Origin of the sequence: Cedecea sp. NFIX57 (assembly GCF_900177785.1) — a bacterium.
In the GTDB taxonomy this organism is placed as follows: domain Bacteria; phylum Pseudomonadota; class Gammaproteobacteria; order Enterobacterales; family Enterobacteriaceae; genus Cedecea; species Cedecea neteri_C.
In genome coordinates this window covers 35569-60636 of record NZ_FXAS01000029.1, presented here as the reverse complement: position 1 = coordinate 60636, position 25068 = coordinate 35569, and the positions used below count along the sequence as shown (strand labels likewise).

Genomic DNA, 25068 nt, shown 5'->3' with positions numbered 1-25068 from the left:
GGCACGCCGCGTTAGCCTGTGGAGAGATGGCAGCTTTAGGCCGCTCGATGAAGCAGGAACCCACCGAAACGACTCAGACCCTGGTTTGAGCGTAGCAGGAATCCTCGCCCTTTAGGGCGGGGAGGATGTCAATTAAACGGGTAAGCCAAACCGGAAGCAGGCTCCACGTTTTGGCTGGTCCACCAGCGAAATGTCGCTGCCGTGCAGTTGCAGCATCTGGCGTACAATCATCAGCCCAAGCCCACCAACCCTGAGCCGGGATTGATTCACAATCGAAGGTCGTACAAACAGCCCCTCTTTTAACTCCTGCGGAATGCCTGGCCCGCTGTCGCTGACCTGCACCATGACTTTATCCACCTCTTTCCACAGCCGGACGGAAATCACGCCTTTGTCCGGCGTATGGCGAATGGCGTTGTCTAACAGATTGGTCAACACACGCTCAATCATGCTGACGTCGGCTTCAATCAGCGGCAATCCGGGCTGGATGTCAGCCAGCAGCTCCAGCTGGCGAGTCTGCGCCGGTAGCTCAAATTTCTGGAACACATCCTGCAGCAGTTCGCTCAGGGAGAAACTTTCTTTATGCGGCTTCACCACCCCGTATTCCAGCCGCGCCAGTTCGAACAGCGACTGCGCCAGTGCCCCAACCTTCTGACTCTGTGCCAGCGCAATATCCAGATAGCGCTTTTTCTCCGCTTCGCTCAGCGTGGCTGACATGACCGACAGGCTTTCGAGGTAACCATGCAGCGACGTTAGCGGCGTTCGCAGGTCATGGGAGATATTGGCAATAAATTCGCGACGCAGCTGATCTTGCTGGGTCAGGCTATGCCATTGCTCGGAGATTCGCCCGGCCATAGCAATAACCCCATGCCGCAGTTGAGCAAGTTCATCCCCATCTCCACCTGGATTTTGCGGCAGAGCCGCCATGGCCTGCATTTCAGCCATCCCCCCTGACTCCAGCGCCTTCACGTGCTGCGAAAGTTCGCGTAGCGGGCGTGTGATCCAGCGAAATGCAAGGCCACCCACCACCAGCCCCAGCACACAGATCAGGCTGAGCAGAAACAGGCTGAGTTTCAACACCGCATCGAATTGCGCGCTGTTGGCGAGCTGATTGTAAGTTTCACCCAGCAACACCACATACAAATAGCCTTCCAGCTTGCCGTCCTGCATCATCGGCGCCACGCTAAAAACCTTCTGCCCGTCCAGGCTGCGCGGGTCGTCGCCATAAAGCGGGAATTTGCCGCCGTTCAGCGCGGTCCGTAGCGGAGCGAGATCGACCTGATGGCGTTTAATATGCCCATCCGGGGCTGCATCGCCAATGATATTACCTTGTTTATCAAGCAGATAAACTTCCACGCTGGGGTTAACGGCCATCAAATGGTCGAACAGCGTGCGGACCGAGTCTTTGTTGAGCCCGTCCTGCCCGAGCAGCGGATAGCTCTGGTTGATGTGCTGTGCAAGGTCGCCGGAAAGCTGCTGAATAACGGCCTGGCTGTACTGTGTGCTGGTACGCACCTGAAGCCAGCCCAAAAAGGCGCAGGCGGTCAGCAGCAGCACGGCAAAAACCAGCGTCAGGCGGCGGGAAAGCGTAAGGATTCGCATAGGGTTACTCACGTATCTGGGCGGTAAACTTGTAGCCTTTACCCCACACGGTGCGGATAAAATTCGGCTCCGCCGGGTTATCTTCAATCTTGATGCGCAGCCGGTTGATGTGGGTGTTTACGGTGTGCTCATAGCCTTCGTGCTGGTAGCCCCAAACCTGGTTGAGCAGGTGCAGCCGCGAAAACACTTTGTCCGGGTTGCGGGCAAAGAAGTAGAGCAAATCAAACTCTCGCGGGGTGAGCTCCACGGGCATCTGATTCAGCCGAACATCTCGGGCCAGCGGATCAATTGTCAGCGGGCCAAACGTCAGCGTGCCGGCGTCTATCTTGAGGTTTTGGCTCATGGCCTCCTGACGGCGGAACAGCGCCTTCACGCGGGCGACCAGCTCGAGCATTGAAAAAGGTTTTGCCAGGTAGTCGTCCGCGCCCAGCTCAAGCCCCAGCACGCGGTGCGTTTCGCTGGAGCGAGCGCTGATCATAATAATCGGCGTGTAGCGCGTCATACTTCTGGCAAAGCGGCAAATCTCCAGGCCATCGACACCGGGCAGCATCAGATCGAGAATCAGCGCATCCCAGCCACCCTGCCTGAGCTTTTCCAGGCCGACATTGCCGTCGGCGGCATGCACAATCTCGAAGCCTTCTTCCCGCAAATGCAGTTGCAAAAGCTCGGCGATATTTTCGTCGTCTTCAACGATCAGTATTTTTTTTGCCTGATTCACTTTGTCTGTCCCCACACGCTGGCATAGCCAAAGTTTACACAACTCGCGTCGGTTAAGTTGTCACATTTAATTTAACTTTGCGTGAGGCAATGGGGAACAAATCTGGCCAATACTCGCTGCATCAAATCACGAGGAAGCCGGACGATGGAAAGCTCAACGCTGCATACCGCCCCAACGCTCATTCACCCGCTGTGGCTGAGGCTCTGCCACTGGCTGAATGCGCTGGCGATCCTGATTATGGTCACCAGCGGCTGGCGCATTTATAACGCCTCTCCGCTGTTTCATTTCCAGTTTGCCAATGAACTGACGCTCGGCGGCTGGCTGGGCGGCGCGCTGCAGTGGCACTTCGCCGGGATGTGGCTGTTTGCGGTCAACGGCGTGATTTACCTGCTGTGCAATCTCTTGAGCGGCCGCTTTAAGCAGAAATACTGGCCCTTATCGCCTCGTGAATTCTTCCAGGATGCCTTTGCGGCGCTGCGGGGGAAATTAGCCCACGCCGACCTGAGCCATTACAACATGGTGCAAAAGGCGGCCTATCTGTTTGTTATCGCCGACAGCCTGCTGCTGGTTGTTTCCGGCCTCGTAGTGTGGAAATCCGTGCAGTTTGCCCTGCTGCGAGAATTGCTGGGCGGCTACGACACGGCGAGGTTTATCCACTTTTATGCCATGTCCGCACTGGTCGGTTTCGTGGTGATTCATCTGCTGATGGTGGCGCTGGTGCCCCGCACGCTGCTCGCCATGCTCCGTGGCCGCTGAGGAAGAAACATGAGCGATAAAAACGAAATCATTAAAGAAGCGACGCAGCTGATTAATAAGCAGCTCACGCAGGAAGGCCGCCGTCGTTTTTTAAAGCAGGGCTTAACGCTCGGCGGCATCGCGATGCTCACTGGCTGCGATATCAGCGATAACGCGACGGTTGAAAGTTCGCTCAGCAAGATTTCACGTTTTAACGACCGCATCCAGGCCTGGCTGTTTAACGGCAGCCAGCTGGCACCGGTTTACCCGGAAAGCATGATCGACGTTAACTTCCCGTTTAACGCCTTTTACGGCGAGGATGAAGCGCCGGACATCAACGGCGACAGCTACCGCCTGGAGCTTGCCGGGCTGATTACCGACAAGCGCCCGTGGACGCTGGCACAACTTCACCAGATGGCGCAGGTCAGCCAGGTGACTCGCCATATCTGCGTCGAAGGCTGGAGCGCTATCGGCAAATGGGGCGGCGTCCCTTTTGCCCTGTTCCTGAAAGGGATTGGTGCCGACCTGCGAGCCAAATACGTCAGCTTTAAATGCGCGGATGACTACTACACCAGCATCGATATGGCCACCGCGCTGCATCCGCAAACGCTGATTGCTTTAACCTGGGATGGCAAAGTCCTGCCGCGTAAATATGGCTACCCGATGAAACTGCGTATCCCGACCAAACTCGGCTACAAGAACCCGAAGCATATTCAGGTCATTGAAGTCACCAATCGCTACCCCGGCGGCTACTGGGAAGACCAGGGCTATAACTGGTTCGGTGGTAGTTAACTCTCTGTCTCACAGATAAATCAAGGAAATACATCATGAAAAAGATCTACGCTGCCCTGCTGTGCTCCACCATGCTGTTCGGTATCGCCGGGGCTAACGCTGCGGATTCGATGAGCAAAGATTCCATGGCCAAAGACGGCATGGGCAAAATGACCCACACCTGTAAAGACGGCATGAACAAGGACGGCATGAAGAAAGATTGCATGTCCAAAGACGGTATGAAGAAAGACGGAATGAGCAAAGACCATATGGGCAAAGACAGCATGGCCAAAGACGGTATGGCGAAAGACAGCATGAGCAAGCAATAAGCCTTACGCTACGCCAGTCTCACCCTCTTCTGGCGTAGCGAACTTATTTCCCACCTGCTGCATCAATAAAGGTGCCGGTCACGTAAGATGCCTTTTCGCTCAGCAGCCATAAAATGGCCTCCGCGATCTCTTCCGGCTGACCGCCGCGCTGCATCGGCAATGCCGTTTTCACCCGGTCAACTCTCCCAGCTTCCCCGCCGGAAGCATGCATTTCGGTATAAATGAAACCGGGTCGCACGCCGTTCACGCGGATCCCCTGCGCGGCAACTTCTACCGCCAGCCCGGTGGTCAACGTATCGACCGCGCCTTTAGACGCAGCATAATCAACATATTCCCCGGCAGCGCCTAAGCGGGACGCGGCTGAAGAAACGTTCACAATTGCCCCGCCTTCCCCACCGTGGCGGTACGCCATACGCTTCACCGCTTCCCGGCAGCAGAGAAAATACCCGGTCACGTTTGTCGTCAGCACGCGATTGATACGTTCCGCCGTCAGGTTTTCAATGGTCGATTGCTGGAACAAGATCCCGGCGTTATTCACCAGCGCGGTCAGCGGCCCGAATGCGTTATCGATTTCGGCGAACATCGCCATTACCTGCAGCTCATCGGCAATATCCGCCCGCAGCGCCAGCGCTTCGCCACCCTCAGCAATGATCGTATTGACGACTTCATCCGCAGCCTGCTTATTGCGGAGGTAGTTCACCACCACTTTATAACCATGCTGAGCCAGCAACAGCGAGGTAGCTTTGCCAATCCCCCGGCTGCCGCCGGTAACCAGAGCTATCTTCATGTGATTCCCCAAAAACAAGAAAGGGCACCGAAGTGCCCTTAATCAACGTCGCTAAAACTATTCGTACTCGCTCATCGGCACGCAGGAGCAGAACAGATTGCGGTCGCCGTAAACGTCGTCAAGACGCTTCACGGTTGGCCAGTATTTATTACCGTGACCAGCCGGGAAGACTGCCAGTTCGCGGGTGTACGGGTGCGCCCACTCGGAAACGATTTCATCCTGAGTGTGCGGCGCGTTCACCAGCGGGTTGTCTTCCAGCGGCCATTCGCCTGCAACCACGCGGTCGATTTCACTGCGAATGGACAGCATCGCATTAATAAAGCGGTCCAGCTCCATTTTGCTTTCGGATTCGGTTGGCTCAACCATCAGCGTGCCCGCTACCGGGAACGACATGGTTGGCGCGTGGAAGCCGAAGTCGATCAGGCGCTTGGCGATATCCAGCTCGCTGATGCCGGTTTCTTCTTTCAGCGGACGAATATCCAGAATACATTCGTGAGCCACGCGGCCGTTCGTGCCGGTGTACAGCACCGGATACGCGGATTTCAGGCGGGTCGCGATGTAGTTGGCGTTCAGAATCGCTACGGAGCTGGCTTTCTTCAGGCCGTCCGCGCCCATCATGCGGATGTACATCCAGCTGATTGGCAGAATGGAGGCGCTGCCAAACGGGGCGGCGGAAACTGCGCCTTGCTGGGTCAGCATCTCTTCAATCTGCACCACGCTGTGACCCGGCACAAATGGCGCCAGATGCGCTTTAACGCCGATTGGGCCCATGCCCGGGCCGCCGCCGCCGTGCGGAATACAGAAGGTTTTATGCAGGTTGAGGTGCGACACGTCCGCGCCGATATAGCCAGGCGTGGTGATCCCGACCTGCGCGTTCATGTTGGCGCCGTCCAGGTAAACCTGGCCGCCAAACTGATGCACGATCTGGCACACTTCGCGGATCGTTTCTTCGTACACGCCGTGGGTGGATGGGTAAGTCACCATGATGCAGGAGAGCGCTTCACCAGCCTGTTCAGCTTTAACACGCAGATCCTGCAGATCGATGTTGCCTTGTTTATCACAGGCCACGACGATCACTTCCATACCTGCCATTTGTGCCGAAGCCGGGTTGGTGCCGTGCGCAGAGCTTGGGATCAGGCAGATGTTGCGGCTACCTTCGTTGCGGCTTTCGTGGTAGCGGCGGATAGCCAGCAGGCCAGCGTATTCGCCTTGCGCGCCGGAGTTCGGCTGCATGCACAGCGCGTCGTAGCCGGTCAATTTCACCAGCCAGTCGGACAGCTGGGCGATCATCTGGTGATAGCCTTCAGCCTGGTTTGCCGGGCAGAACGGATGCAGCTCAGCAAATTCCGGCCAGGTGATTGGGATCATTTCGGCCGCGGCGTTCAGCTTCATGGTGCAGGAACCAAGCGGGATCATCGCCTGGTTGAGCGCCAGATCTTTACGCTCCAGAGAGTGCATGTAGCGCATCATCTCTGTTTCGCTGTGGTAGCGATTAAAGACCGGGTGGGTCAGGATCTCGTCGTCGCGCAGCATCGGGGCCGGAATGGACTGGCTGTCGTTGGCCACGTCGCGATCCAGCTTGTCGATATCCAGACCGTGAGCATCGCCCAGCAGCACGTCGAACAGAGCAACAACATCTTCACGGGTGGTGGCTTCATCAAGGGTGATGCCTACCGCGTTCAGGATGTCGCTGCGCAGGTTAATTTCACGCGCTTCGGCGCGCGCCAGCACGGCGGCTTTGTCAGCCACTTCAACACAAAGGGTGTCGAACCAGTGTTTGTGGCGCAGAATCAGGCCTTTCTGCTGCAGGCCAGCGGCCAGAATGTCGGTCAGGCGGTGGATGCGGCCTGCAATACGTTTCAGGCCAGCCGGGCCGTGGAAGACCGCATACAGGCTGGCAATGTTCGCCAGCAGCACCTGGGAAGTACAGATGTTGGAGTTCGCTTTCTCGCGGCGGATATGCTGTTCGCGAGTTTGCATCGCCATGCGCAGCGCGGTGCGGCCAGCGGCATCGCGGGAAACGCCGATAATACGGCCAGGCATGGAGCGTTTAAATTCATCGCGAGCGCCGAAGAACGCCGCGTGCGGGCCGCCGTAGCCCATTGGGACACCGAAGCGCTGGGCAGAGCCGAAGACTATATCTGCACCCTGTTTGCCCGGCGCGGTCAGCATCACCAGCGTCATGAAATCTGCGGCTACGCTAACCACAACTTTGCGCTGCTTCAGCTCGGCAATCAGTGCCGTGTAATCATGCACTTCGCCGGTGGTGCCCACCTGCTGAAGCAGCACGCCAAATACATCCTGATGATCCAGCACTTTGGCGGCATCATCGACAATGACGTCAAAGCCAAAGGTTTCCGCGCGGGTACGCACCACGTCCAGCGTTTGTGGGTGAACGTCAGAGGCCACGAAGAAACGGTTAGCGTTTTTCAGCTTGCTGACGCGTTTGGCCATCGCCATCGCTTCGGCTGCCGCGGTGGCTTCATCAAGCAGAGAAGCGGAAGCGATATCCATGCCGGTCAGGTCGAGCGTGACCTGCTGGAAGTTCAGCAGCGCTTCAAGACGGCCCTGGGAAACTTCTGGCTGGTAAGGCGTGTAGGCGGTGTACCAGCCTGGGTTTTCCAGCATGTTACGCAGAATCACCGGCGGCGTTTGTACCGCGGTATAACCCATGCCAATGTAAGTTTTGAAGCGTTTATTGCGGCTGGCGATGGCTTTTAACTCGGCCAGCGCGGCAAACTCGGTCGCCGCGGAGCCAATCTGAGGCGGCTCAGCAAGCTGAATGTCCTGCGGAACGATGCTGGCGATCAGGTCGGGGAGCGTCTTCGCGCCGACGGTCTCCAGCATTTCTTGCTGCTGCTGCGCATCCGGGCCAATGTGACGGTCGATAAACGCTTCGTGATTCTCTAACTGACGTAAAGACTGGGTCATGAGCGGTGATTCCTGAAATGGTTTCCCCTCCCCACATGGGAGAGGGGTTTAAAAATTACTCGTCTTCTAACAGTGCTTCATAGGCAGAAGCATCCAGCAGCGCGGCAACCTGTGCTTCGTCGCTGGCTTTAATTTTGAAGATCCAGCCTTCGCCGTAAGGCTCGCTGTTGACCAGCTCCGGGCTGTCGCTCAGCGCGTCGTTGACCGCAACAATTTCACCGCTGATTGGGGCGTAAATGTCAGAAGCCGCTTTCACGGATTCAGCAACGGCACAATCATCACCGGCAGAAACGGTGGCGCCCACTTCAGGCAGGTCAACAAATACCATGTCGCCCAGCAGTTCCTGCGCGTGTTCGGTGATGCCCACGGTGTAGCTGCCGTCAGCTTCTTTACGCAGCCATTCGTGCTCTTTGCTGTATTTCAGTTCGTTCGGCACATTGCTCATTGTTTTCTCCTGATACCTGATTTCAAAATTTAAAGCGCGACCGGCTTACCGGCGCGAACAAAAATAGGTTTGGTGACTTTGACCGGCATTTCGCGGTTACGAATCTGCACAATCGCCGTTTCACCGATGCCCGCCGGGACGCGAGCCAGCGCAATGCTGTAGCCGAGCGTTGGCGAGAAAGTGCCGCTGGTAATTGCCCCTTCGTGCGTATTGCCCTGCGCGTCGGTAAACCGTACCGGCAGCTCATTACGTAATACGCCTTTTTCGGTCATGATCAAGCCAACCAGCTCTTCGGCGCCGTTCGCGCGCTGTGCTTCCAGCGCTTCACGGCCGATAAACGCTCGATCTTCCGGCTGCCACGCGATGGTCCAGCCCATGTTCGCGGCCAGCGGAGAAACGCCTTCGTCCATGTCCTGTCCGTAAAGGTTCATGCCCGCTTCCAGGCGCAGCGTGTCGCGAGCGCCCAGGCCGCAAGGCTTAACGCCCGCTTCAACCAGTTGCGCCCAGAATCCTGCAGCTTTGTCGTTCGGCATTGCAATTTCATAGCCCGCTTCGCCGGTGTAGCCGGTGGTGGCAATGAACAGATCGCCGGACTGCACGCCAAAGAATGGCTTCATGCCTTCCACGGCCTTACGCTGCGCTTCGCTAAACAGCGTGGCGGCTTTGGCCTTCGCATTCGGCCCCTGAACGGCAATCAGCGCCAGGTCGTCACGCACGGTGACGGACACGCCAAACGGTTCAGCGTGCTGGTTAATCCAGGCAAGGTCTTTTTCACGAGTGGCGGAGTTAACAACGAGGCGGAAATAGTCTTCGGTGAGGAAATAGATGATCAGGTCGTCAATCACGCCACCGGAAGCATTGAGCATGGCGGTGTAAAGGGCTTTGCCCGGCTGGGTGAGTTTGGCGACGTCGTTGGCGACTAAGTAACGCAGAAACTCGCGGGTACGGCTGCCGTGCAGGTCGACGATGGTCATGTGCGACACGTCGAACATACCGGCGTCGGTGCGTACAGCATGGTGCTCATCAATTTGCGAGCCGTAGTGCAGCGGCATCATCCAGCCGTGGAAATCAACCATGCGGGCACCGCAGAGCGTGTGCTGTTCAAATAAGGGGGTCTGTTGAGTCATCTTTTCCTCTTTAACCATCTGGTTGCAAAGCGGATTTGGCTTTGCCAACCGTCAGACGAAACCCGGCATCGCCACCGTTCCCCGATAGCGACGCAAACGTTACCTTTGACCTGAACTTACCACCGAACGGGGGCGTAAACCATAAGCGAAAAACGGTCATTGCATTAGCTTATGACCAAAATGGGAGAGGAAGTGTGCAGAGTTATTCACTGTAAAAATGCGATTCACTCCACATTAACCGCAGGTATTTAGTGTCGAATTTAGCACTGGCTAACATTTACGACCATTTCAGAAACAAATTGACTACATCGCATAATTTGTAAGATTAGAAAATGTAATCCGAGATTTGTCCTGAGATTAGAATATTTCAAACGAGGGAGCAGATACCCTTCCCGGTCATCGGGAAGGGAAATGTGACGGAGTTATCACTATAGATTACATCGAGTGGCTGAGTGCCGCTAACACCGCTGTAGCTCGAAGTATGACGAGGATTCAGCGCAGCCAGGACGGCAGATCTTGTAGCCCCATCGCCTGGCGAACCAGCTGCGGTTTAACCCCCGGCAACGTATCGGCAAGCTTCAGGCCAATGTCTCTGAAGAGTTTTTTTGCCGGATTGCTGCCGGCAAACAGATCCCGGAAGCCTTGCATACTGGCCAGCATCACCGCCGCGCTGTGCTTGCGGCTGCGCTCATAGCGACGCAGGTAGAGATGCTGCCCAAAATCTTTGCCTTCGCGATGCAGGCGGCGAATTTCCGCAATCAATTCAGCGGCATCCATAAAACCAAGGTTGACGCCCTGCCCGGCCAGCGGGTGAATGGTATGGGCGGCATCGCCCACCAGCGCCAGACGATGACCGGCAAAGCTGCGGGCGTAGCGGCCCGTCAGCGGGAAGGTACGACGCTCGCTTTCAACAGAACACAACCCGAGGCGCATATTAAACGCGACGGAAAGCGCCTGATTAAACGCTTCATCATCGGCCTGCTGCATACGCACCGCTTCTTCCGGCGGCAGCGACCAGACAATCGAGCAAAGATGCGGGTCAGAAAGCGGCAGAAACGCCAGAATACCTTCGCCGTGGAACACCTGACGCGCAACGGCCTGATGCGGCTCGGCGGTGCGAATCGTCGCCACCAGCGCATGGTGGTTATAGTCCCAGAACGTCAGCGGGATATCGGCTTTGTCCCGCAGCCAGGAGTTGGCGCCATCTGCGCCCACCACCAGCCTTGCAGTTAGCATCGTGCCGTCCTTAAGGGTCAGGAACGCTTCGTTTTCACCCCAGGCGACCTGGTTGATGTCCACGGGGGCCATCAGGCTGATGTCGCTACATTGCTCCGCACGTTGCCACAGCGCCTGGTGAATTACCGAGTTTTCGATGATGTGCCCCAGATGGCTAAAACCGAAGCTCTTATCATCAAAGGCGATTTGCCCAAAGCTGTCTCGCTCCCAGACTTCCATCCCGTGATAGCTACTGGCTCGCTCGCTAATTTTTGACCACGCGCCCAGATGCGTCAGCAGCTTTTCACTGGCCGCATTGATCGCCGAAACGCGCAGTTCCGGGGCAGCTTCAGGTGCCAACGGCTGAGGAAGGTGGCTTTCAATGACCGCAACGCGCAGGCCGCTGCCCTGAAGCCCGCAGGCTACCGCCAGCCCCACCATGCCGCCGCCGACAATCGCCACATCTACGCTTTGCAAATTGACTCTCCTTTAACGCGCCACCCAACCCAGGGTGCGCTGAGCCAGCACGTCTCGTGCCGGAGTAAAATGTTCCATCGCCATCAGGCCAAGATTACGGCCCGCCACCAGCGGTGCCCAACGGTTAGCAAACAGCTGAACCAGCCCGTCAGTGACGCCGATGGTTGCCGCTTTATCTGCGGCACGGCGCTGCTGATAAGCAGCCAGAACCGGGAAACTGCCGACATCCGTGCCTGCCGCGTGTGCCTCTGCTAACCCTTCAGCCAGCGACATAACGTCGCGCAGGCCAAGGTTGAATCCCTGCCCGGCTATCGGATGCAGCGTTTGCGCGGCATTGCCCACCAGCGCCAGGCGATGGGATACGGTCTGTGAAGCCTGTTGTAACGCCAGCGGATAATGATGGCGAATGCCTGCATGAGTAATTCGCCCCAGCCGCCAGCCAAAGGCACGCTGAAGCTGCTGGCAAAACGCTGCTTCGCTCCAGCTTTCAACCTCCTCACGGGCATCCAGCGCATGGCACCAGACCAGCGAGCAGCGCCCGTCGGACATCGGCAGCATGGCAATCGGCCCGTGTTCGGTAAAGCGCTCAAATGCCCGGCCATGATGGGGTTCAGAGGTGGTGACGTTGGCAATCACGGCGATTTGCTGGTAGCTCTGCGGCAGCCAGGTGATACCACACTGCGCCGCCAGCTTAGAACGCGTGCCATCCGCGGCAACCAGAATATTGCCCAGCAGTTCAACACCGTTATCCAGCACAACCTGCACGCTATGTTCGTGCCGGGTAAACGACGCAACGCGCTGCGGGCAGTGCAGCGTTACGCCTGGCGCTTTACGCAGCAGGCTAAAAAGACGCAGCCCGACATCATGAAGCTCCACAACCTGCCCAAGCGCATCAATCTGGTAATCTTCAGCCTCAAGGGTGACGAAGCCAGCATGGCCTTTGTCGCTGACGTGTACGGTTTTAATTGCCGTGGCGCAGTCGGCAAGCGCAGACCATACGCCAATGCGGGCCAGCTGCTGCCGGGTGCCCTGTGCAAGCGCGATGGCTCTGGCATCAAACCCCGGATGAACGGCTGAGTCCGGAGCAATCGCTTCGATCAGGTGCACCGGCAATTTCCCCTGGGTGAGGGTTGAGATGGCTAACGCCAGCGTAGCCCCCGCCATCCCACCGCCAACAATGATGACACTCATGGCTGGCGCGCCGCCGCCATCAACGCTTCGATATCGTCTGCGGATTTCACCACGCTGGCGGTCAGGTTCTCGTTGCCGTCTTTGGTGATCACAATGTCGTCTTCAATGCGGATGCCGATGCCACGGTACTGCGCGGGCACGTCTGCATCCGGCGCAATATAAAGCCCTGGTTCCACGGTGATGACCATACCCGGCTCCAGCACGCGAGACTTGTCCACGCCATAAGAACCTACATCGTGAACGTCCAGCCCCAGCCAGTGGCTCAGGCCATGCATGAAGAACGCGCGATGGGCGTTATTGGCTATCAGATGATCGATATCGCCTTTCAGAATACCGAGCTTCACCAGCCCCTTAACCATGATGCGTACCACTTCCGTCGTCACTTCCTGCATGGAGGTGCCCGGCCGGTAGAGTTTTAGCGAGGTTTCGAGCGATTCCAGCACGATGTCGTAAATTTCACGCTGAGCCGGACTGAATTTGCCGTTAACAGGGAAAGTACGTGTGATATCGCCGGCGTAGCTCTGGTATTCGCACCCGGCGTCTATCAGCACCAGGTCGCCGTCGCGCAGTACACTTTCGTTTTCGGTGTAATGCAGAATGCAGCCGTTCTCGCCGCCGCCAACAATAGTGGTGTACGAAGGATAACGCGCGCCGTGGCGGGTAAACTCGTGGTGAATTTCACCTTCGAGCTGATATTCAAACATTCCCGGGCGGCAGGCCTGCATGGCACGAGTATGCGCCAGCGCGGAAATCTCCCCGGCGCGACGCATAACGGCAATCTCTTCTTCGGATTTGAAGAGGCGTAGTTCGTGCACCATTGGGCGCCAGTCGGTCAGCGTTGCTGGCGCGGTCAGGTTTTGACGCGAACCACGACGCAACGTATCCAGCGCGGCAAAAACGATGTTATCCGCATATTCGTACTCGCCCTGAGCGTGGTAAACCACATCCAGGCCGTTTAGCAGGAGATGTAATTGCTCACCAATTTCGCTGAAGGCCAGCGCGCGATCCACTCCTAACTTCTGCGGGGCAGCGTCCTGGCCAAGCCTGCGGCCAAACCAAATTTCTGCACTTTTGTCCCGCACGCGGTTGAACAGTACGCTGTGATTATGCGACTCATCGCTTTTAATGAGCACCAGCACAGCTTCCGGCTCATTAAAACCTGTGAAGTACCAAAAATCGCTGCTCTGCCGATAAGGGTATTCACTGTCGGCATTACGGGTCGCTTCCGGGGCCGCGAAAATTAACGCAGCGCTGCCAGGCACCATTTTCGCCAGAAGCGCCTGGCGACGGCGAAGAAATTCCTGCTGGTTCATCACATCTCCTGACTTTTTGACCGTTAGTGGAGCGTAGGTTTGCGTACCTCAGGTGCGGTCGGTGCCGCATGAGTAAAGGTGTCGTGGCACAGCAGCGCCGCAACGCGCACATACTCAATAATCTCTTCGAGGGACATTTCCAGCTCTTCCTGATCTTCGTCCTCGTCATAACCCAACTGGGCAATATTACGCAGATCGTCAATGGCTTCGCCGGTTTCACCGGTGACTTTGTCGAGCTTGCTCTGCATCACGCCGAGGCCCAGCAGGAAATGGTTTACCCAGCCGGAAAGCGCATCGGCGCGATCGAAAACGGAGACATCATCCCCGTCCGGCAGGTAAAGCTGGAACAGGAAGCCTTCGTCTTCCAGCGCGTCGCCAATGGCGCCGTGCATCTGGCGTAGCGGATCGGCAAGGTTCTGGCTAAAGGCCAGGCCCTCGTTAGTCAGGTCATGCAGCAGCGTTTGCCAGCTGGTGTCTTTGTTACCACCGCACAGCATGCCGCTGATCAAACCGTGCATTTCTGCAGGCGTCAGACCCACACCCTGTTGGTTCAAAAGTTGGCCGACTAAGTCGTAGTCCGGCATTGCGTTCTGTATTGACATGCGCATTCGTCATCGTTGGCAGGAATAGTGTGTGTTATGCTACCACCAGGACCCCCGCAGATACCAGAAAAGGGCTTGTATCTTGATATCGGGATAGCTATAGTGGCGCCCCTTCCGCTACCGGGGTCGGTGGCGTTAAGGCAGGCGAGTAAACAGCAGGAAGGTGGCATGTCTGCACAACCAGTCGATATTCAAATTTTCGGTCGTTCATTACGCGTGAATTGTCCGCCTGAACAACAGGATGCGCTGAATCAGGCTGCGGAAGAGCTGAATCAGCGGTTGCAAGATTTAAAAGTTCGCACTAGAGTCACAAATACCGAGCAGCTGGTGTTCATCGCAGCACTTAACATTTGCTACGAACTGGCTCAGGAAAAGTCGAAAACCCGTGACTACGCCGCCAGTATGGAAGAGCGTATTCGGATGCTACAGCAGACCATCGAACAAGCATTGCTTGAGCAAGGTCGCATTGCAGACCGACAGGGTCCAAAGTTTGAATAACACTTCGCAGTTGACTATGGTAGAGTAACTTCGAAGACAAAATTTCTCTGAGATGTTTGCAAGCGGGCCAGTCCCCTGAGCCGATATTTCATACCACAAGAGTGTGGCGCTCCGCGGTTGGTGAGCATGCTCGGTTCGTCCGAGAAGCCTTAAAACCATGACGACACACTCACCTTGAACCAAGGGTTCAAGGGTTACAGCCTGCGGCGGCATCTCGGAGATTCCCTCTTTACTACCCGGCCATCATGACGCATATCCCGTTAACCTCAACGCTTCGTCAGGACATTCGCCAAACGATACGGCAGAGACGCCGGTCACTCACTCCCGCTGAACAACAAACCTTTGCCCTGCAGGCCGCTGAACGTATGCTGGCGTTTGAGCCGGTTATTCGTGCTCACACCGTGGCGCTGTTTCTCTCGTTCGACGGCGAGCTTAATACCACGCCGCTGATTGAGGCTTTATGGCAGGCGGGCAAAAACGTTTATCTCCCGGTACTTCATCCTTTTAGCGCCGGTAACCTGCTGTTTTTGCGCTACACGCCGCAAAGCAATCTGGTCACCAATCGCCTGAAAATTCTTGAGCCTAAGCTGGATGTTCGCGACGTGCTGCCGCTGAATAAGCTGGATGTACTGGTTACGCCGCTGGTTGCCTTTGATGAAGCGGGGCAGCGTCTGGGCATGGGCGGTGGATTCTACGACAGGACGCTACAGCACTGGCCACAGCACGGCCTTTACCCGGTTGGCCTGGCACATGATTGCCAGCAGGTGGAGACATTGCCGGTAGAACAGTGGGATATTCCTTTGCCTGCCGTGGTGACGCCATCGCGCCTTTGGCAGTGGTGATGCCCCTTCCCCCTTCGGGGAAGAGGCCATTCGTCAGATCAGTACAGCAAACGGGCGCGAATGGTGCCCGGAATCCCTTTCATTGACTTCAGCGCCTTCTCAGCAACATCTTCAGGCGCATCAATATCAATTACCACGTACCCCATGTGCGGCGTGGTCTGCAGGAACTGAGCGGCGATGTTGATACCCTGATCGGCAAAGATCTGGTTCAGCGCGGTCAGGATCCCTGGGCGGTTTTCATGAATATGCAGCAGGCGGCTGGTTGTGCCCCCGTGCAGCGGCAGCGAAACTTCCGGGAAGTTAACCGCAGACAACGTTGAGCCGTTATCGGAGTATTTCGCCAGCTTGCCCGCCACTTCCAGGCCGATGTTTTCCTGCGCTTCCTGAGTTGAACCGCCGATGTGCGGGGTCAGGATCACGTTGTCAAACTCGCACAGCGGGGAGTTGAACGGATCGCTGTTGGTAGCTGGCTCAGTCGGGAAGACGTCAATCGCCGCACCAGACAGATGCTTGCTGGAAAGTGCACCACATAGAGCAGGAATATCGACCACCGTACCACGGGAGGCGTTGATCAGCAGTGAGCCCGGCTTCATCAGCGCCAGTTCGTTCGCGCCAATCATGTTTTTGGTGGAGGCGTTTTCCGGCACGTGCAGACTCACCACATCGCTCATGTTCAGCAGGTCGGAAAGATGCTGAACCTGAGTGGCATTGCCCAGCGGCAGCTTGTTTTCGATATCGTAGAAGTAGACGTGCATCCCCAGAGATTCAGCCAGAATCCCCAGCTGTGTACCAATGTGGCCGTAACCAATGATGCCCAGCTTTTTACCACGGGCCTCAAAAGAGCCTACCGCCAGCTTGTTCCACACGCCACGGTGCGCTTTGGCGTTAGCTTCAGGAATGCCACGCAGCAGCAGCAGCAATTCACCAATCACCAGTTCGGCAACGGAACGGGTGTTAGAGAACGGGGCGTTAAACACAGGAATACCACGCTTCGCCGCCGCATCCAGATCAACCTGGTTGGTGCCGATGCAGAAGCAGCCCACGGCCACCAGTTTTTCAGCCGCGGCAAAGATCTCTTCGGTCAAATGGGTGCGGGAACGCAGGCCAATGAAGTGAGCATCACGGATCGACTCTTTGAGCGCTTCGGAATCCAGCGCGCCTTTATGGAATTCAATGTTGGTGTATCCCGCTGCACGGAGGCTGTCTATCGCCTTCTGGTGCACGCCTTCCACAAGCAGGAATTTAATTCTGTCTTTATCCAGTGATACTTTTGCCATTTCCCGACCCTATTTTCAGTGCTGTTGTGTTCGTTTTTAGGCGATGATGCGCCACCGCCTATAAGTTACCCTTCTGTCAAAATATCAAAATCTACGTTTGGGGCAATATGAACGATTGCGTCGCCGTATCGTCAGGCGGGAATAAGGCGGCGGGAGTCAGAATAAAATGCTGAGCGAGAGAGTGAACCAGGCATGAATCACAGCACTGTTACCAAAATGTGATATATGTCACCAAATATGCGGTTAAAATAATTTGTCATTTTTTATACGGTTTTTTGGGGCGCTGAACGCGCCCCGGTCAGATCATTTCACGATGGTTTTTACGCCGTCAGCAGTGCCAATCAGCGCCACATCCGCGCCACGGTTCGCAAACAGGCCCACGGTAACGACGCCAGGTATACCGTTGATGGTATTTTCCAGCTTCATCGGCTCCATGATGCTCAAACCATGCACATCCAGAATGATGTTACCGTTGTCCGTGACCACGCCCTGCCGGTACTCCGGGCGCCCGCCCAGTTTTACCAGCTCACGCGCGACGGCGCTGCGCGCCATCGGGATCACTTCTACCGGCAGCGGGAAGTTACCAAGAATATCAACCTGCTTGGAAGCGTCCGCGATGCAGACAAACTTGTCGGCCACGGAGGCGATGATTTTCTCGCGGGTTAACGCGGCACCACCGCCTTTGATCATCTGCATCTGGTGGTTGATCTCATCGGCACCATCAACGTAAACGCCTAATGAATCCACCTCGTTGAGATCGAAAACAGGGATCCCAAGGCTTTTCAGTTTCGCGGTGGAAGCGTCGGAGCTGGAAACAGCACCTTCAATCTGGTGTTTGATGGTGCCCAAAGCATCAATAAAATGCGCGGCGGTTGAGCCCGTCCCCACGCCCACAATGGTGCCCGGCTGCACGTACTGGAGTGCTGCCCATCCGACTGCTTTTTTCAGTTCATCCTGCGTCATAATTTTATGCCTGTGATGTGGAAACTGACGCGCATTATAGAGCATGCGTCGGAAAAATGTCCCCGGCTTTGCCGCAATGCCAACGTCATCACGTTCGAACACCTTGCCGGTTTGCTGATTTGGTCTGAATCAGCGGCAAATTTATGTCATAGTGGCTGCACGACGAAATCAGGAGCAGATGAACAACAATGAAACGCCCGGACTACAGAACGCTGCAGGCGCTGGATGCGGTAATTCGTGAACGAGGATTTGAGCGTGCGGCGCAGAAGCTGTGCATTACTCAGTCGGCGGTGTCACAACGTATTAAGCAACTGGAAACGATGTTCGGCCAGCCATTGTTGGTGCGTACCGTGCCGCCCCGCCCTACCGAACAGGGCCAAAAACTGCTGGCGCTTTTACGTCAGGTGGAACTGCTGGAGGAAGAGTGGCTGGGCGACGAGCAAACCGGCTCCACGCCGCTGCTGCTCTCGCTGGCGGTCAACGCCGACAGTCTGGCCACCTGGCTGCTGCCTGCCCTTGCACCGGTTCTGGCCGACTCCCCCATTCGCCTGAATCTTCAGGTGGAAGATGAAACCCGCACTCAGGAGCGCCTGCGTCGGGGTGAAGTGGTTGGTGCGGTCTCCATTCAGCCTCAGCCGCTGCCAAGCTGCCTGGTGGATCGCCTGGGCGCGCTGGACTACCTGTTTGTGGGATCGAAAGATTTTGCCGAGCGTTATTTCCCGAACGGCGTCACGCGGTCGGCGCTGCTAAAAGCCCCTGCCGTCGCCTTTGATCATCTCGACGATATGCATCAGGCATTTTTACAGCAGAACTTTGACCTGTCGCCGGGCAGCGTGCCGTGTCATATCGTTAACTCTTCGGAAGCCTTTGTGCAGCTGGCGCGCCAGGGCACAACCTGCTGTATGATCCCGCACCTGCAAATTGAGCGCGAGTTAAATAGCGGGGAATTAATCGACCTGACACCGGGCCTGCTACAGCGCCGCATGCTTTACTGGCACCGCTTTGCGCCGGAAAGCCGCATGATGCGCAACGTGACGGATGCTTTGCTGGAGTACGGACACAAGGTCTTGAGGCAGGATACGGAATAACGCTTTGAGTAACCCTCGCCGGCAGCGGCGAGGGTTAAGGTAAAGGTCACATCTTACTGAGCAGGGGCCGCCGGGGTCTGCGCGCCCTGCAGTTCAAACACGACGTCAACCTGATCGTCAAACTGAATAGTCTGCTGATCGTAGGTATCCTGCGCGGAAACCGGGGCAGCCGCGTCCGCTTTCATCATGCGAACCATCGGTGCGGGCTGGTAGTTAGACACGTGGTAACGCACGCTGTATACCGGGCCCAGCTTGCTGTTAAAGCCTTCGGCCAGCAGCTTCGCCTGGCGAGTTGCGTCGCTAATCGCCTCTTTACGTGCTTTGTCTTTGTACTCTTCCGGATGCGCAACCCCCAGCGACACGGAACGGATTTCGTTCAGGCCGGACTTCAGTGCCCCATCCAGCAGCTCGTTCATTTTATCCAGCTGACGCAGGGTGACTTCCACCTGACGTACCGCCCGATAGCCTTTCAGTTGCGTTTTGCCGTCTTTCAGGTAGTCATATTCTGGCTGTGTGCGCAGGTTAGCAGCATTGATGTCCTTCTTCTCAACGCCATTTTTCTGCAGGAAAGTCAGATATTGTGCCACGCGATCGTCGGCCTGTTTTTTGGCAGAAGCGGCGTCCTTAGCGGACACGTTGACTTCGATAGCGAGCGTAGCGATATCAGGTACGGCATCAACGCTGGCTGTCCCGGAGGTGACCACGTGCGGCCCGTTTGGCAACTCACCTGCTTGTACAGAAACAGAACCTAATCCCATTAACGCGGCTAATGCTAAAATTTTAAACTTCACTGTAACTCCTCCGTGCTACGTTCCACTGTGATTACGCCTTGCAATAAACTCCCGGCGTCTGCCAGCAAGCTTAGCCTGTAATGGTAACTTGTCTATCAGATTATGGCGAATTAGCCCACCAGCGCCGCGATGTGCTGCACGCCATCCCGGGCCAGTTGCGCGGCGATAAACCACATCACAATCCCAACCACGCCGTTGATAATACGCTGCGCTTTCGCGGTACGCAGACGGGGAGCAAGCCAGGCGGCAAGAATCGCCAGGCCGTAAAACCAGAGAATAGAGGCGCTAATGGTCCCCAGTGCAAACCAGCGTTTTGCATCATCCGCCAGCTGGCCGCCCAGGCTGCCAAGCACCACAAAGGTGTCCAGATAGACATGCGGGTTGAGCCAGGTCACTGCCAGCATGGTGACCACGATTTTCCAGCGCCCTTGTTTCAACACTTCGGCCGAAGCCAGCTCCAGGTTGCTGCTCATCGCCGTGCGCAGCGCGCCCCAGCCATACCACAGCAGAAATGCCACGCCGCCCCAGGTGACCAGCGCCAGCAGCCAGGGAGACTGCATCAGAATGGCGCTGCCGCCAAAAATCCCACCACAAATCAGAATGATGTCGCTCAGCGCGCACAGGGAAGCAATCATCAGATGGTATTGGCGACGAATGCCCTGGTTCATCACAAAGGCATTTTGCGGCCCCAGCGGCAGAATTAGCGCGGCTCCCAATGCAATACCCTGAAAATAATAAGATAACACGCTGTACACCCTTTAAATGTTCATCATTGAGCGTGAGTGTAATGCGCAAAAATTATTAGAGGAAATTGATAGTTTTAATCGCTGATAAGAATGGCTAATTATTACAGGTAAAATTAAGGCCAGCGAACGCTGGCCCTGGAGGTTATGCGTTATCAGAGCCTTTAATCTGGCGAACGTGAACGTCCATCTGCGGATAAGGAATGCCGATGCCGTTTGCATCAAGGGCTTTCTTGATGCGCTCCAGCACGTCCCAGTAAACGTTTTGCAGGTCACCGCTTTTGCTCCATGCCCGCACCACAAAGTTGACGGATGAAGGGCCAAGCTCGTTGAGGCGCACGGTGATGTCGCGATCCTTCAGCACACGCTCGTCGCTGGTGATGATGTCAGTCAGGATCTGCTTAACTTGATCGATGTCCGCATCGTAGGCCACGCCGATGATGAATTCGTTACGGCGGGCAGGTTCACGGGAAAAGTTAATGATATTGCCGGCGATAATTTTGCCGTTCGGCACAACCACAATTTTGCCATCCACGGTACGCAGCGTGGTGGAGAAGATTTGCACATTCAGCACTGTGCCCGCGATGCCACCGAGATCGACATACTCCCCGGTACGGAAGGGGCGGAAGGTGACCAGCAACACGCCTGCGGCCAGGTTGGACAGGGACCCCTGCAGCGCCAGACCCACGGCCAGACCGGCGGCACCCAGCACGGCAATCACAGAAGCGGTCTGCACCCCAACACGGCTCAGGGCGGCAATCAGCGTGAACGCGATGATCCCGTAGCGCACCAGCGCGGAAAGAAAGTCCGCGACGGTACTGTCGATGCTGCGAGCCAGCATCAGGCGATTAACGGTCCCGGAGACCAGACGGGCAACGATCATCCCGGCGATCAAAATGGCCACGGCGGCGACGATGTTTACCGCATAGCTCAGGAGAAGTTCCTGATTGCGCACCAGCCAGCCTCCCGCATTATGAATACTGTCTACTACGTTGAGATCTTCCATTTACTGTTCCTTGTCTGAGGGCTGCCCACAGGGCAAAAATTCTACGTCCTGAAAGCGTAGTCCAGTTGCAAAGGGTAAACAAAAACCCGTATTTTTGCCATGTAGATCACAAAATTGAGCCATACCATCCATAAAAAAAGCCCGCACAAAGCGGGCTTCAGCAGTAACGGCAAAACTCAAATTACAGAACGTCTACCGCGTTCAGCTCTTTGAATGCCTGCTCCAGGCGAACGATCATCGAAGTCTGGGCTGCGCGCAGCCAGACACGCGGATCGTAGTATTTTTTGTTCGGCTGGTCAGCGCCTTTCGGGTTACCCAGCTGCCCCTGCAGGTAAGCTTCGTTTTCTTTGTAGTACTGAAGGATACCGTCCCAGGTTGCCCACTGGGTATCGGTATCGATGTTCATTTTGATCACGCCGTAGCTTACGGAGTCTTTGATTTCCTGAGCAGAAGAACCGGAACCGCCGTGGAAAACGAAGTTCAGGCTGTTGTGCGGCAGGTTGTGTTTCTTAGAAACATATTCCTGAGAATCACGCAGGATGGTTGGGGTCAGAACCACGTTACCTGGTTTGTACACGCCATGTACGTTACCGAAGGACGCTGCGATGGTGAAACGTGGGCTGATTTTGCTCAGCTCGGTGTAAGCGTAATCAACATCTTCTGGCTGGGTGTACAGAGCAGAAGCGTCCATGTGGCTGTTATCCACGCCGTCTTCTTCACCGCCGGTGCAGCCCAGTTCGATTTCCAGGGTCATGCCCAGTTTGGACATGCGAGCCAGGTATTTGGAGCTGATTTCGATGTTTTCTTCCAGAGACTCTTCGGACAGGTCAATCATGTGGGAAGAGAACAGTGGTTTACCGGTAGCGGCAAAGTGTTTTTCACCCGCGTCCAGCAGGCCGTCGATCCACGGCAGCAGTTTCTTAGCACAGTGGTCAGTGTGCAGGATAACCGGCACGCCATAGTGTTCAGCCATCTGGTGTACGTGGTGTGCGCCAGAGATTGCCCCCAGGATAGCAGCCCCCTGTGGAACATCAGTTTTCACGCCTTTACCAGCGATGAAAGCAGCACCGCCGTTAGAGAACTGAACGATAACCGGAGATTTTACTTTCGCAGCGGTTTCCAGAACGGCGTTAATGGAGTCGGTACCGACGCAGTTAACGGCTGGCAGAGCAAAGTTGTTCTCTTTTGCTACCTGGAAGATTTTCTGTACGTCGTCGCCAGTTACAACACCTGGTTTTACGAAATCAAAAATTTTAGACATGTTGATGTGTCCTGTAGGCCTTGGAAAAATCGAATCACCGTCCTGAATCTTGCCGGGCGGCAATAAATCAACGGGCAGGTTACCCTGCCCGTAGGAATTACTTCTTAGCGCGCTCTTCGAGCATCGCTACAGCTGGCAGTACTTTGCCTTCCACGAACTCGAGGAATGCGCCGCCGCCGGTAGAGATGTAGGAAATTTTGTCTGCGATACCGAACAGGTCGATAGCGGCCAGAGTGTCGCCGCCGCCTGCAATGGAGAAGGCTTCGCTGTCTGCGATAGCACGAGCAACGATTTCGGTCCCTTTACGGAAGTTAGGGAATTCGAAGACGCCAACCGGGCCGTTCCACAGAATGGTTTTCGCGTTTTTCAGGATCACGGCCAGTTTCTCAGCGGAAACGTCGCCCATGTCCAGAATCTGCTCTTCGTCTTTGATGTCGCTTACGGACTTCAGGGTTGCGGTCGCAGTTTCGGAGAACTCAGTAGCCACACGCACGTCAGTTGGCACTGGGATATCGCAACGGGTCAGCAGATCTTTAGCGGTATCAACCAGGTCTGCTTCGTACAGGGATTTACCGACGTTGTGGCCCTGGGCTGCAACGAAGGTGTTCGCGATGCCGCCGCCAACAATCAGCTGGTCAGCGATTTTGGACAGGGAATCCAGCACGGTCAGTTTAGTCGAAACTTTAGAACCACCCACGATAGCCACCATTGGGCGAGCAGGTTCTTTCAGCGCTTTACCCAGCGCTTCCAGTTCGTCGGCCAGCAGCGGGCCTGCACAAGCCACGTCAGCAAATTTAGCGATGCCGTGGGTAGAAGCCTGCGCACGGTGAGCGGTACCGAAAGCGTCCATCACGAACACGTCACACAGTGCAGCGTATTTTTTGGACAGCGCTTCGTCGTCTTTTTTCTCGCCTTTGTTGAAGCGAACGTTTTCCAGCACAACCAGCTCACCGGCGGCAACCTCTACGCCGTCCAGGTAATCTTTTACCAGACGAACCGGATTAGACAGTTTGTCTTTCAGGTAGTTAACCACTGGCAGCAGAGAGAATTCTTCGTTGTACTCGCCTTCGGTCGGACGACCCAGGTGAGAAGTCACCATGACTTTAGCACCCTGTTTCAGCGCCAGTTCAATGGTCGGCAGAGATGCACGGATACGCGCATCGCTGGTCACTTTTCCGTCTTTAACCGGCACGTTCAGATCGGCACGGATGAAGACGCGTTTGCCCGCCAGATCCAGATCGGTCATCTTAATTACAGACATGGTGAATCCTCTCGTTGATTCTTAAAGTTTTGCAGACGCAACGTGCGCCTTACCTGAAATCCATTGAGCCATAACCAACGTGGTGTCGAGCATCCTGTTGGCAAAGCCCCATTCGTTATCACACCAGACTAGAGTTTTAATCAGATGTTGCCCACTGACCCGCGTTTGCGTGCCGTCGACGATTGCACTGTGCGGATCGTGGTTAAAATCAGTAGAGACCAACGGTAATTCCGTATAGTCAACTATACCATGAAATGCTTCCTGTGCCGCTTTTTGCAGCAAGTGGTTGACTTCACATGCATTTACTGAATTTCTGACCGTCACGCTCAAATCAATTGCCGTCACGTTTATCGTGGGCACGCGTACCGCGATCGCCTCAAAACGGTCATTAAATTGTGGGAAAATACGCGTGATACCGGCCGCAAGACGCGTATCCACCGGAATGATCGACTGACTCGCCGCGCGGGTGCGTCGCAAATCAGGGTGGTAAGCGTCAATCACCTGCTGATCGTGCATGGCCGAGTGGATAGTGGTGACCGTCCCGGACTCAATGCCAAACGCTTCATCCAGCAGTTTAATGATTGGAATAATACAGTTTGTGGTGCAGGAGGCATTGGAGACGATACGGTGGCTGTCTTCGACCTGCTCATGGTTCACGCCGTAGACGACGGTCGCATCGAGGTCGTTACCGCCGGGATGCGAGAACAAGACTTTCTTCGCCCCTGCCAGAATGTGAGCTTCACCGTCAGCGCGGGAGCCAAACACGCCGGTACAGTCCAGCACGATATCAACGCCCAGTTCACGCCACGGGAGCGCTTCAATAGCCGGTTCGTGCAGCAGGCGGATGCTGTCATCGCCCACAAACAGGACTTCACGCTCCTGGCGCACATCCCAGGCAAAGCGGCCGTGGCTGGTATCGTACTTCAACAGATGCGCGATACCCGCAGCGTCTGCCAGTTCGTTGATTGCTACCACGGTAATTTCCGCACGGCGACCAGATTCGTACAAAGCACGTACCACGTTGCGCCCAATGCGACCGAAGCCATTAATAGCGATGCGTACGGTCATATCTCTCCTGCCAGAATCCCTGGGATTAAG

At 55.9% G+C, this 25068-nt stretch carries 24 protein-coding genes and 1 other RNA gene; 7 read left to right on the top strand and 18 right to left on the bottom strand.

Annotated elements, in window-relative coordinates; translation table 11 throughout:
* Positions 1 to 132 precede the first annotated feature (132 nt).
* A complete protein-coding gene (locus tag B9Y90_RS20520) occupies positions 133 to 1599 on the bottom strand; it encodes a sensor histidine kinase (protein WP_085542368.1) in 1467 nt (488 codons plus the stop codon).
* A gap of 4 nt (positions 1600 to 1603) precedes the next feature.
* Positions 1604 to 2317, bottom strand: coding sequence for a response regulator transcription factor (locus B9Y90_RS20515; RefSeq protein ID WP_039287526.1), 714 nt, complete (start codon positions 2315 to 2317; stop codon positions 1604 to 1606).
* Between the two features lie 144 nt (positions 2318 to 2461).
* Here B9Y90_RS20515 and B9Y90_RS20510 point away from each other — a divergent pair, with 144 nt between their 5' ends.
* The 3 genes from B9Y90_RS20510 to B9Y90_RS20500 are packed head-to-tail and all read left to right on the top strand — an operon-like array spanning position 2462 to position 4152.
* Positions 2462 to 3073, top strand: a complete 612-nt coding sequence (locus B9Y90_RS20510) for a cytochrome b/b6 domain-containing protein (RefSeq protein ID WP_085542367.1) — start codon at positions 2462 to 2464, stop codon at positions 3071 to 3073.
* Between the two features lie 9 nt (positions 3074 to 3082).
* Positions 3083 to 3844, top strand: coding sequence for a molybdopterin-dependent oxidoreductase (locus B9Y90_RS20505; RefSeq protein ID WP_085542366.1), 762 nt, complete (start codon positions 3083 to 3085; stop codon positions 3842 to 3844).
* A 35-nt stretch (positions 3845 to 3879) separates the two neighbouring features.
* The gene (locus B9Y90_RS20500; RefSeq protein WP_039297884.1) at positions 3880 to 4152 is read left to right on the top strand and encodes a pentapeptide MXKDX repeat protein; all 273 of its coding nucleotides are present in this window, start codon (positions 3880 to 3882) and stop codon (positions 4150 to 4152) included.
* Between the two features lie 43 nt (positions 4153 to 4195).
* Here the strand turns inward: B9Y90_RS20500 and B9Y90_RS20495 are convergent, their stop codons facing one another.
* The 8 genes from B9Y90_RS20495 to B9Y90_RS20460 all read right to left on the bottom strand — a co-directional run bounded on the left by B9Y90_RS20495 (position 4196) and on the right by B9Y90_RS20460 (position 14240).
* On the bottom strand, positions 4196 to 4939 hold the full coding sequence (locus B9Y90_RS20495; protein WP_085542365.1) for an SDR family oxidoreductase: 744 nt from the start codon (positions 4937 to 4939) through the stop codon (positions 4196 to 4198).
* Between the two features lie 57 nt (positions 4940 to 4996).
* The gene (gene gcvP, locus B9Y90_RS20490) at positions 4997 to 7870 is read right to left on the bottom strand and encodes an aminomethyl-transferring glycine dehydrogenase (RefSeq protein WP_085542364.1); all 2874 of its coding nucleotides are present in this window, start codon (positions 7868 to 7870) and stop codon (positions 4997 to 4999) included.
* Between the two features lie 55 nt (positions 7871 to 7925).
* Complete coding sequence (gcvH, locus tag B9Y90_RS20485) at positions 7926 to 8315, bottom strand: glycine cleavage system protein GcvH (RefSeq protein WP_008461608.1); 390 nt, start codon at positions 8313 to 8315, stop codon at positions 7926 to 7928.
* A gap of 29 nt (positions 8316 to 8344) precedes the next feature.
* Positions 8345 to 9442 (bottom strand): glycine cleavage system aminomethyltransferase GcvT, encoded by a 1098-nt coding sequence (gene gcvT / locus B9Y90_RS20480; RefSeq protein ID WP_085542363.1) that lies wholly within the window; start codon positions 9440 to 9442, stop codon positions 8345 to 8347.
* Positions 9443 to 9934: 492 nt separating this feature from the next.
* Positions 9935 to 11134 carry an FAD-dependent 2-octaprenylphenol hydroxylase gene (gene ubiI / locus B9Y90_RS20475; protein ID WP_085542362.1) on the bottom strand — a complete coding sequence of 400 codons (1200 nt, stop codon included), beginning with the start codon at positions 11132 to 11134 and terminating at the stop codon, positions 9935 to 9937.
* Between the two features lie 12 nt (positions 11135 to 11146).
* Complete coding sequence (gene ubiH / locus B9Y90_RS20470; protein WP_085542361.1) at positions 11147 to 12325, bottom strand: 2-octaprenyl-6-methoxyphenyl hydroxylase; 1179 nt, start codon at positions 12323 to 12325, stop codon at positions 11147 to 11149.
* Positions 12322 to 13638, bottom strand: coding sequence for a Xaa-Pro aminopeptidase (gene pepP / locus B9Y90_RS20465; RefSeq protein WP_085542360.1), 1317 nt, complete (start codon positions 13636 to 13638; stop codon positions 12322 to 12324). The genes ubiH and pepP overlap by 4 nt, the downstream gene beginning before the upstream one ends.
* Positions 13639 to 13661: 23 nt before the next feature.
* Positions 13662 to 14240 (bottom strand): YecA/YgfB family protein, encoded by a 579-nt coding sequence (locus B9Y90_RS20460; protein ID WP_008461600.1) that lies wholly within the window; start codon positions 14238 to 14240, stop codon positions 13662 to 13664.
* Between the two features lie 168 nt (positions 14241 to 14408).
* Between B9Y90_RS20460 and zapA the strand changes: the two genes are divergently transcribed.
* The 3 genes from zapA to B9Y90_RS20445 all read left to right on the top strand — a co-directional run bounded on the left by zapA (position 14409) and on the right by B9Y90_RS20445 (position 15580).
* On the top strand, positions 14409 to 14738 hold the full coding sequence (zapA, locus tag B9Y90_RS20455; protein ID WP_085542370.1) for a cell division protein ZapA: 330 nt from the start codon (positions 14409 to 14411) through the stop codon (positions 14736 to 14738).
* 41 nt (positions 14739 to 14779) lie between these two features.
* Positions 14780 to 14963: non-coding RNA, 6S RNA (ssrS, locus tag B9Y90_RS20450), on the top strand.
* A gap of 20 nt (positions 14964 to 14983) precedes the next feature.
* Positions 14984 to 15580, top strand: a complete 597-nt coding sequence (locus B9Y90_RS20445) for a 5-formyltetrahydrofolate cyclo-ligase (protein ID WP_085542359.1) — start codon at positions 14984 to 14986, stop codon at positions 15578 to 15580.
* 38 nt (positions 15581 to 15618) lie between these two features.
* Here B9Y90_RS20445 and serA read toward each other — a convergent pair whose 3' ends face one another.
* Both serA and rpiA read right to left on the bottom strand, forming a co-directional pair.
* Positions 15619 to 16857 carry a phosphoglycerate dehydrogenase gene (gene serA / locus B9Y90_RS20440; protein WP_085542358.1) on the bottom strand — a complete coding sequence of 413 codons (1239 nt, stop codon included), beginning with the start codon at positions 16855 to 16857 and terminating at the stop codon, positions 15619 to 15621.
* Between the two features lie 303 nt (positions 16858 to 17160).
* Positions 17161 to 17820 carry a ribose-5-phosphate isomerase RpiA gene (rpiA, locus tag B9Y90_RS20435; RefSeq protein WP_085542357.1) on the bottom strand — a complete coding sequence of 220 codons (660 nt, stop codon included), beginning with the start codon at positions 17818 to 17820 and terminating at the stop codon, positions 17161 to 17163.
* Positions 17821 to 18008: 188 nt separating this feature from the next.
* Between rpiA and argP the strand changes: the two genes are divergently transcribed.
* Positions 18009 to 18908: a DNA-binding transcriptional regulator ArgP gene (gene argP / locus B9Y90_RS20430; protein ID WP_008461592.1), complete on the top strand. Its 900-nt coding sequence runs from the start codon at positions 18009 to 18011 to the stop codon at positions 18906 to 18908.
* Positions 18909 to 18961: 53 nt separating this feature from the next.
* On the opposite strand, the gene B9Y90_RS20425 is transcribed toward argP, so the two are convergent.
* From B9Y90_RS20425 to epd, 6 genes are all read right to left on the bottom strand, one after another.
* Positions 18962 to 19699: an oxidative stress defense protein gene (locus B9Y90_RS20425; protein WP_085542356.1), complete on the bottom strand. Its 738-nt coding sequence runs from the start codon at positions 19697 to 19699 to the stop codon at positions 18962 to 18964.
* A gap of 110 nt (positions 19700 to 19809) precedes the next feature.
* On the bottom strand, positions 19810 to 20445 hold the full coding sequence (gene argO, locus B9Y90_RS20420) for an arginine exporter ArgO (RefSeq protein WP_039297901.1): 636 nt from the start codon (positions 20443 to 20445) through the stop codon (positions 19810 to 19812).
* 142 nt (positions 20446 to 20587) lie between these two features.
* Positions 20588 to 21448, bottom strand: a complete 861-nt coding sequence (locus tag B9Y90_RS20415; RefSeq protein WP_085542354.1) for a small-conductance mechanosensitive channel MscS — start codon at positions 21446 to 21448, stop codon at positions 20588 to 20590.
* A 181-nt stretch (positions 21449 to 21629) separates the two neighbouring features.
* A complete protein-coding gene (gene fbaA, locus B9Y90_RS20410; RefSeq protein ID WP_085542353.1) occupies positions 21630 to 22709 on the bottom strand; it encodes a class II fructose-bisphosphate aldolase in 1080 nt (359 codons plus the stop codon).
* Between the two features lie 97 nt (positions 22710 to 22806).
* Positions 22807 to 23970, bottom strand: a complete 1164-nt coding sequence (gene pgk, locus B9Y90_RS20405) for a phosphoglycerate kinase (protein ID WP_085542352.1) — start codon at positions 23968 to 23970, stop codon at positions 22807 to 22809.
* 21 nt (positions 23971 to 23991) lie between these two features.
* Positions 23992 to 25038 carry an erythrose-4-phosphate dehydrogenase gene (epd, locus tag B9Y90_RS20400; RefSeq protein WP_085542351.1) on the bottom strand — a complete coding sequence of 349 codons (1047 nt, stop codon included), beginning with the start codon at positions 25036 to 25038 and terminating at the stop codon, positions 23992 to 23994.
* Positions 25039 to 25068: the final 30 nt, after the last annotated feature.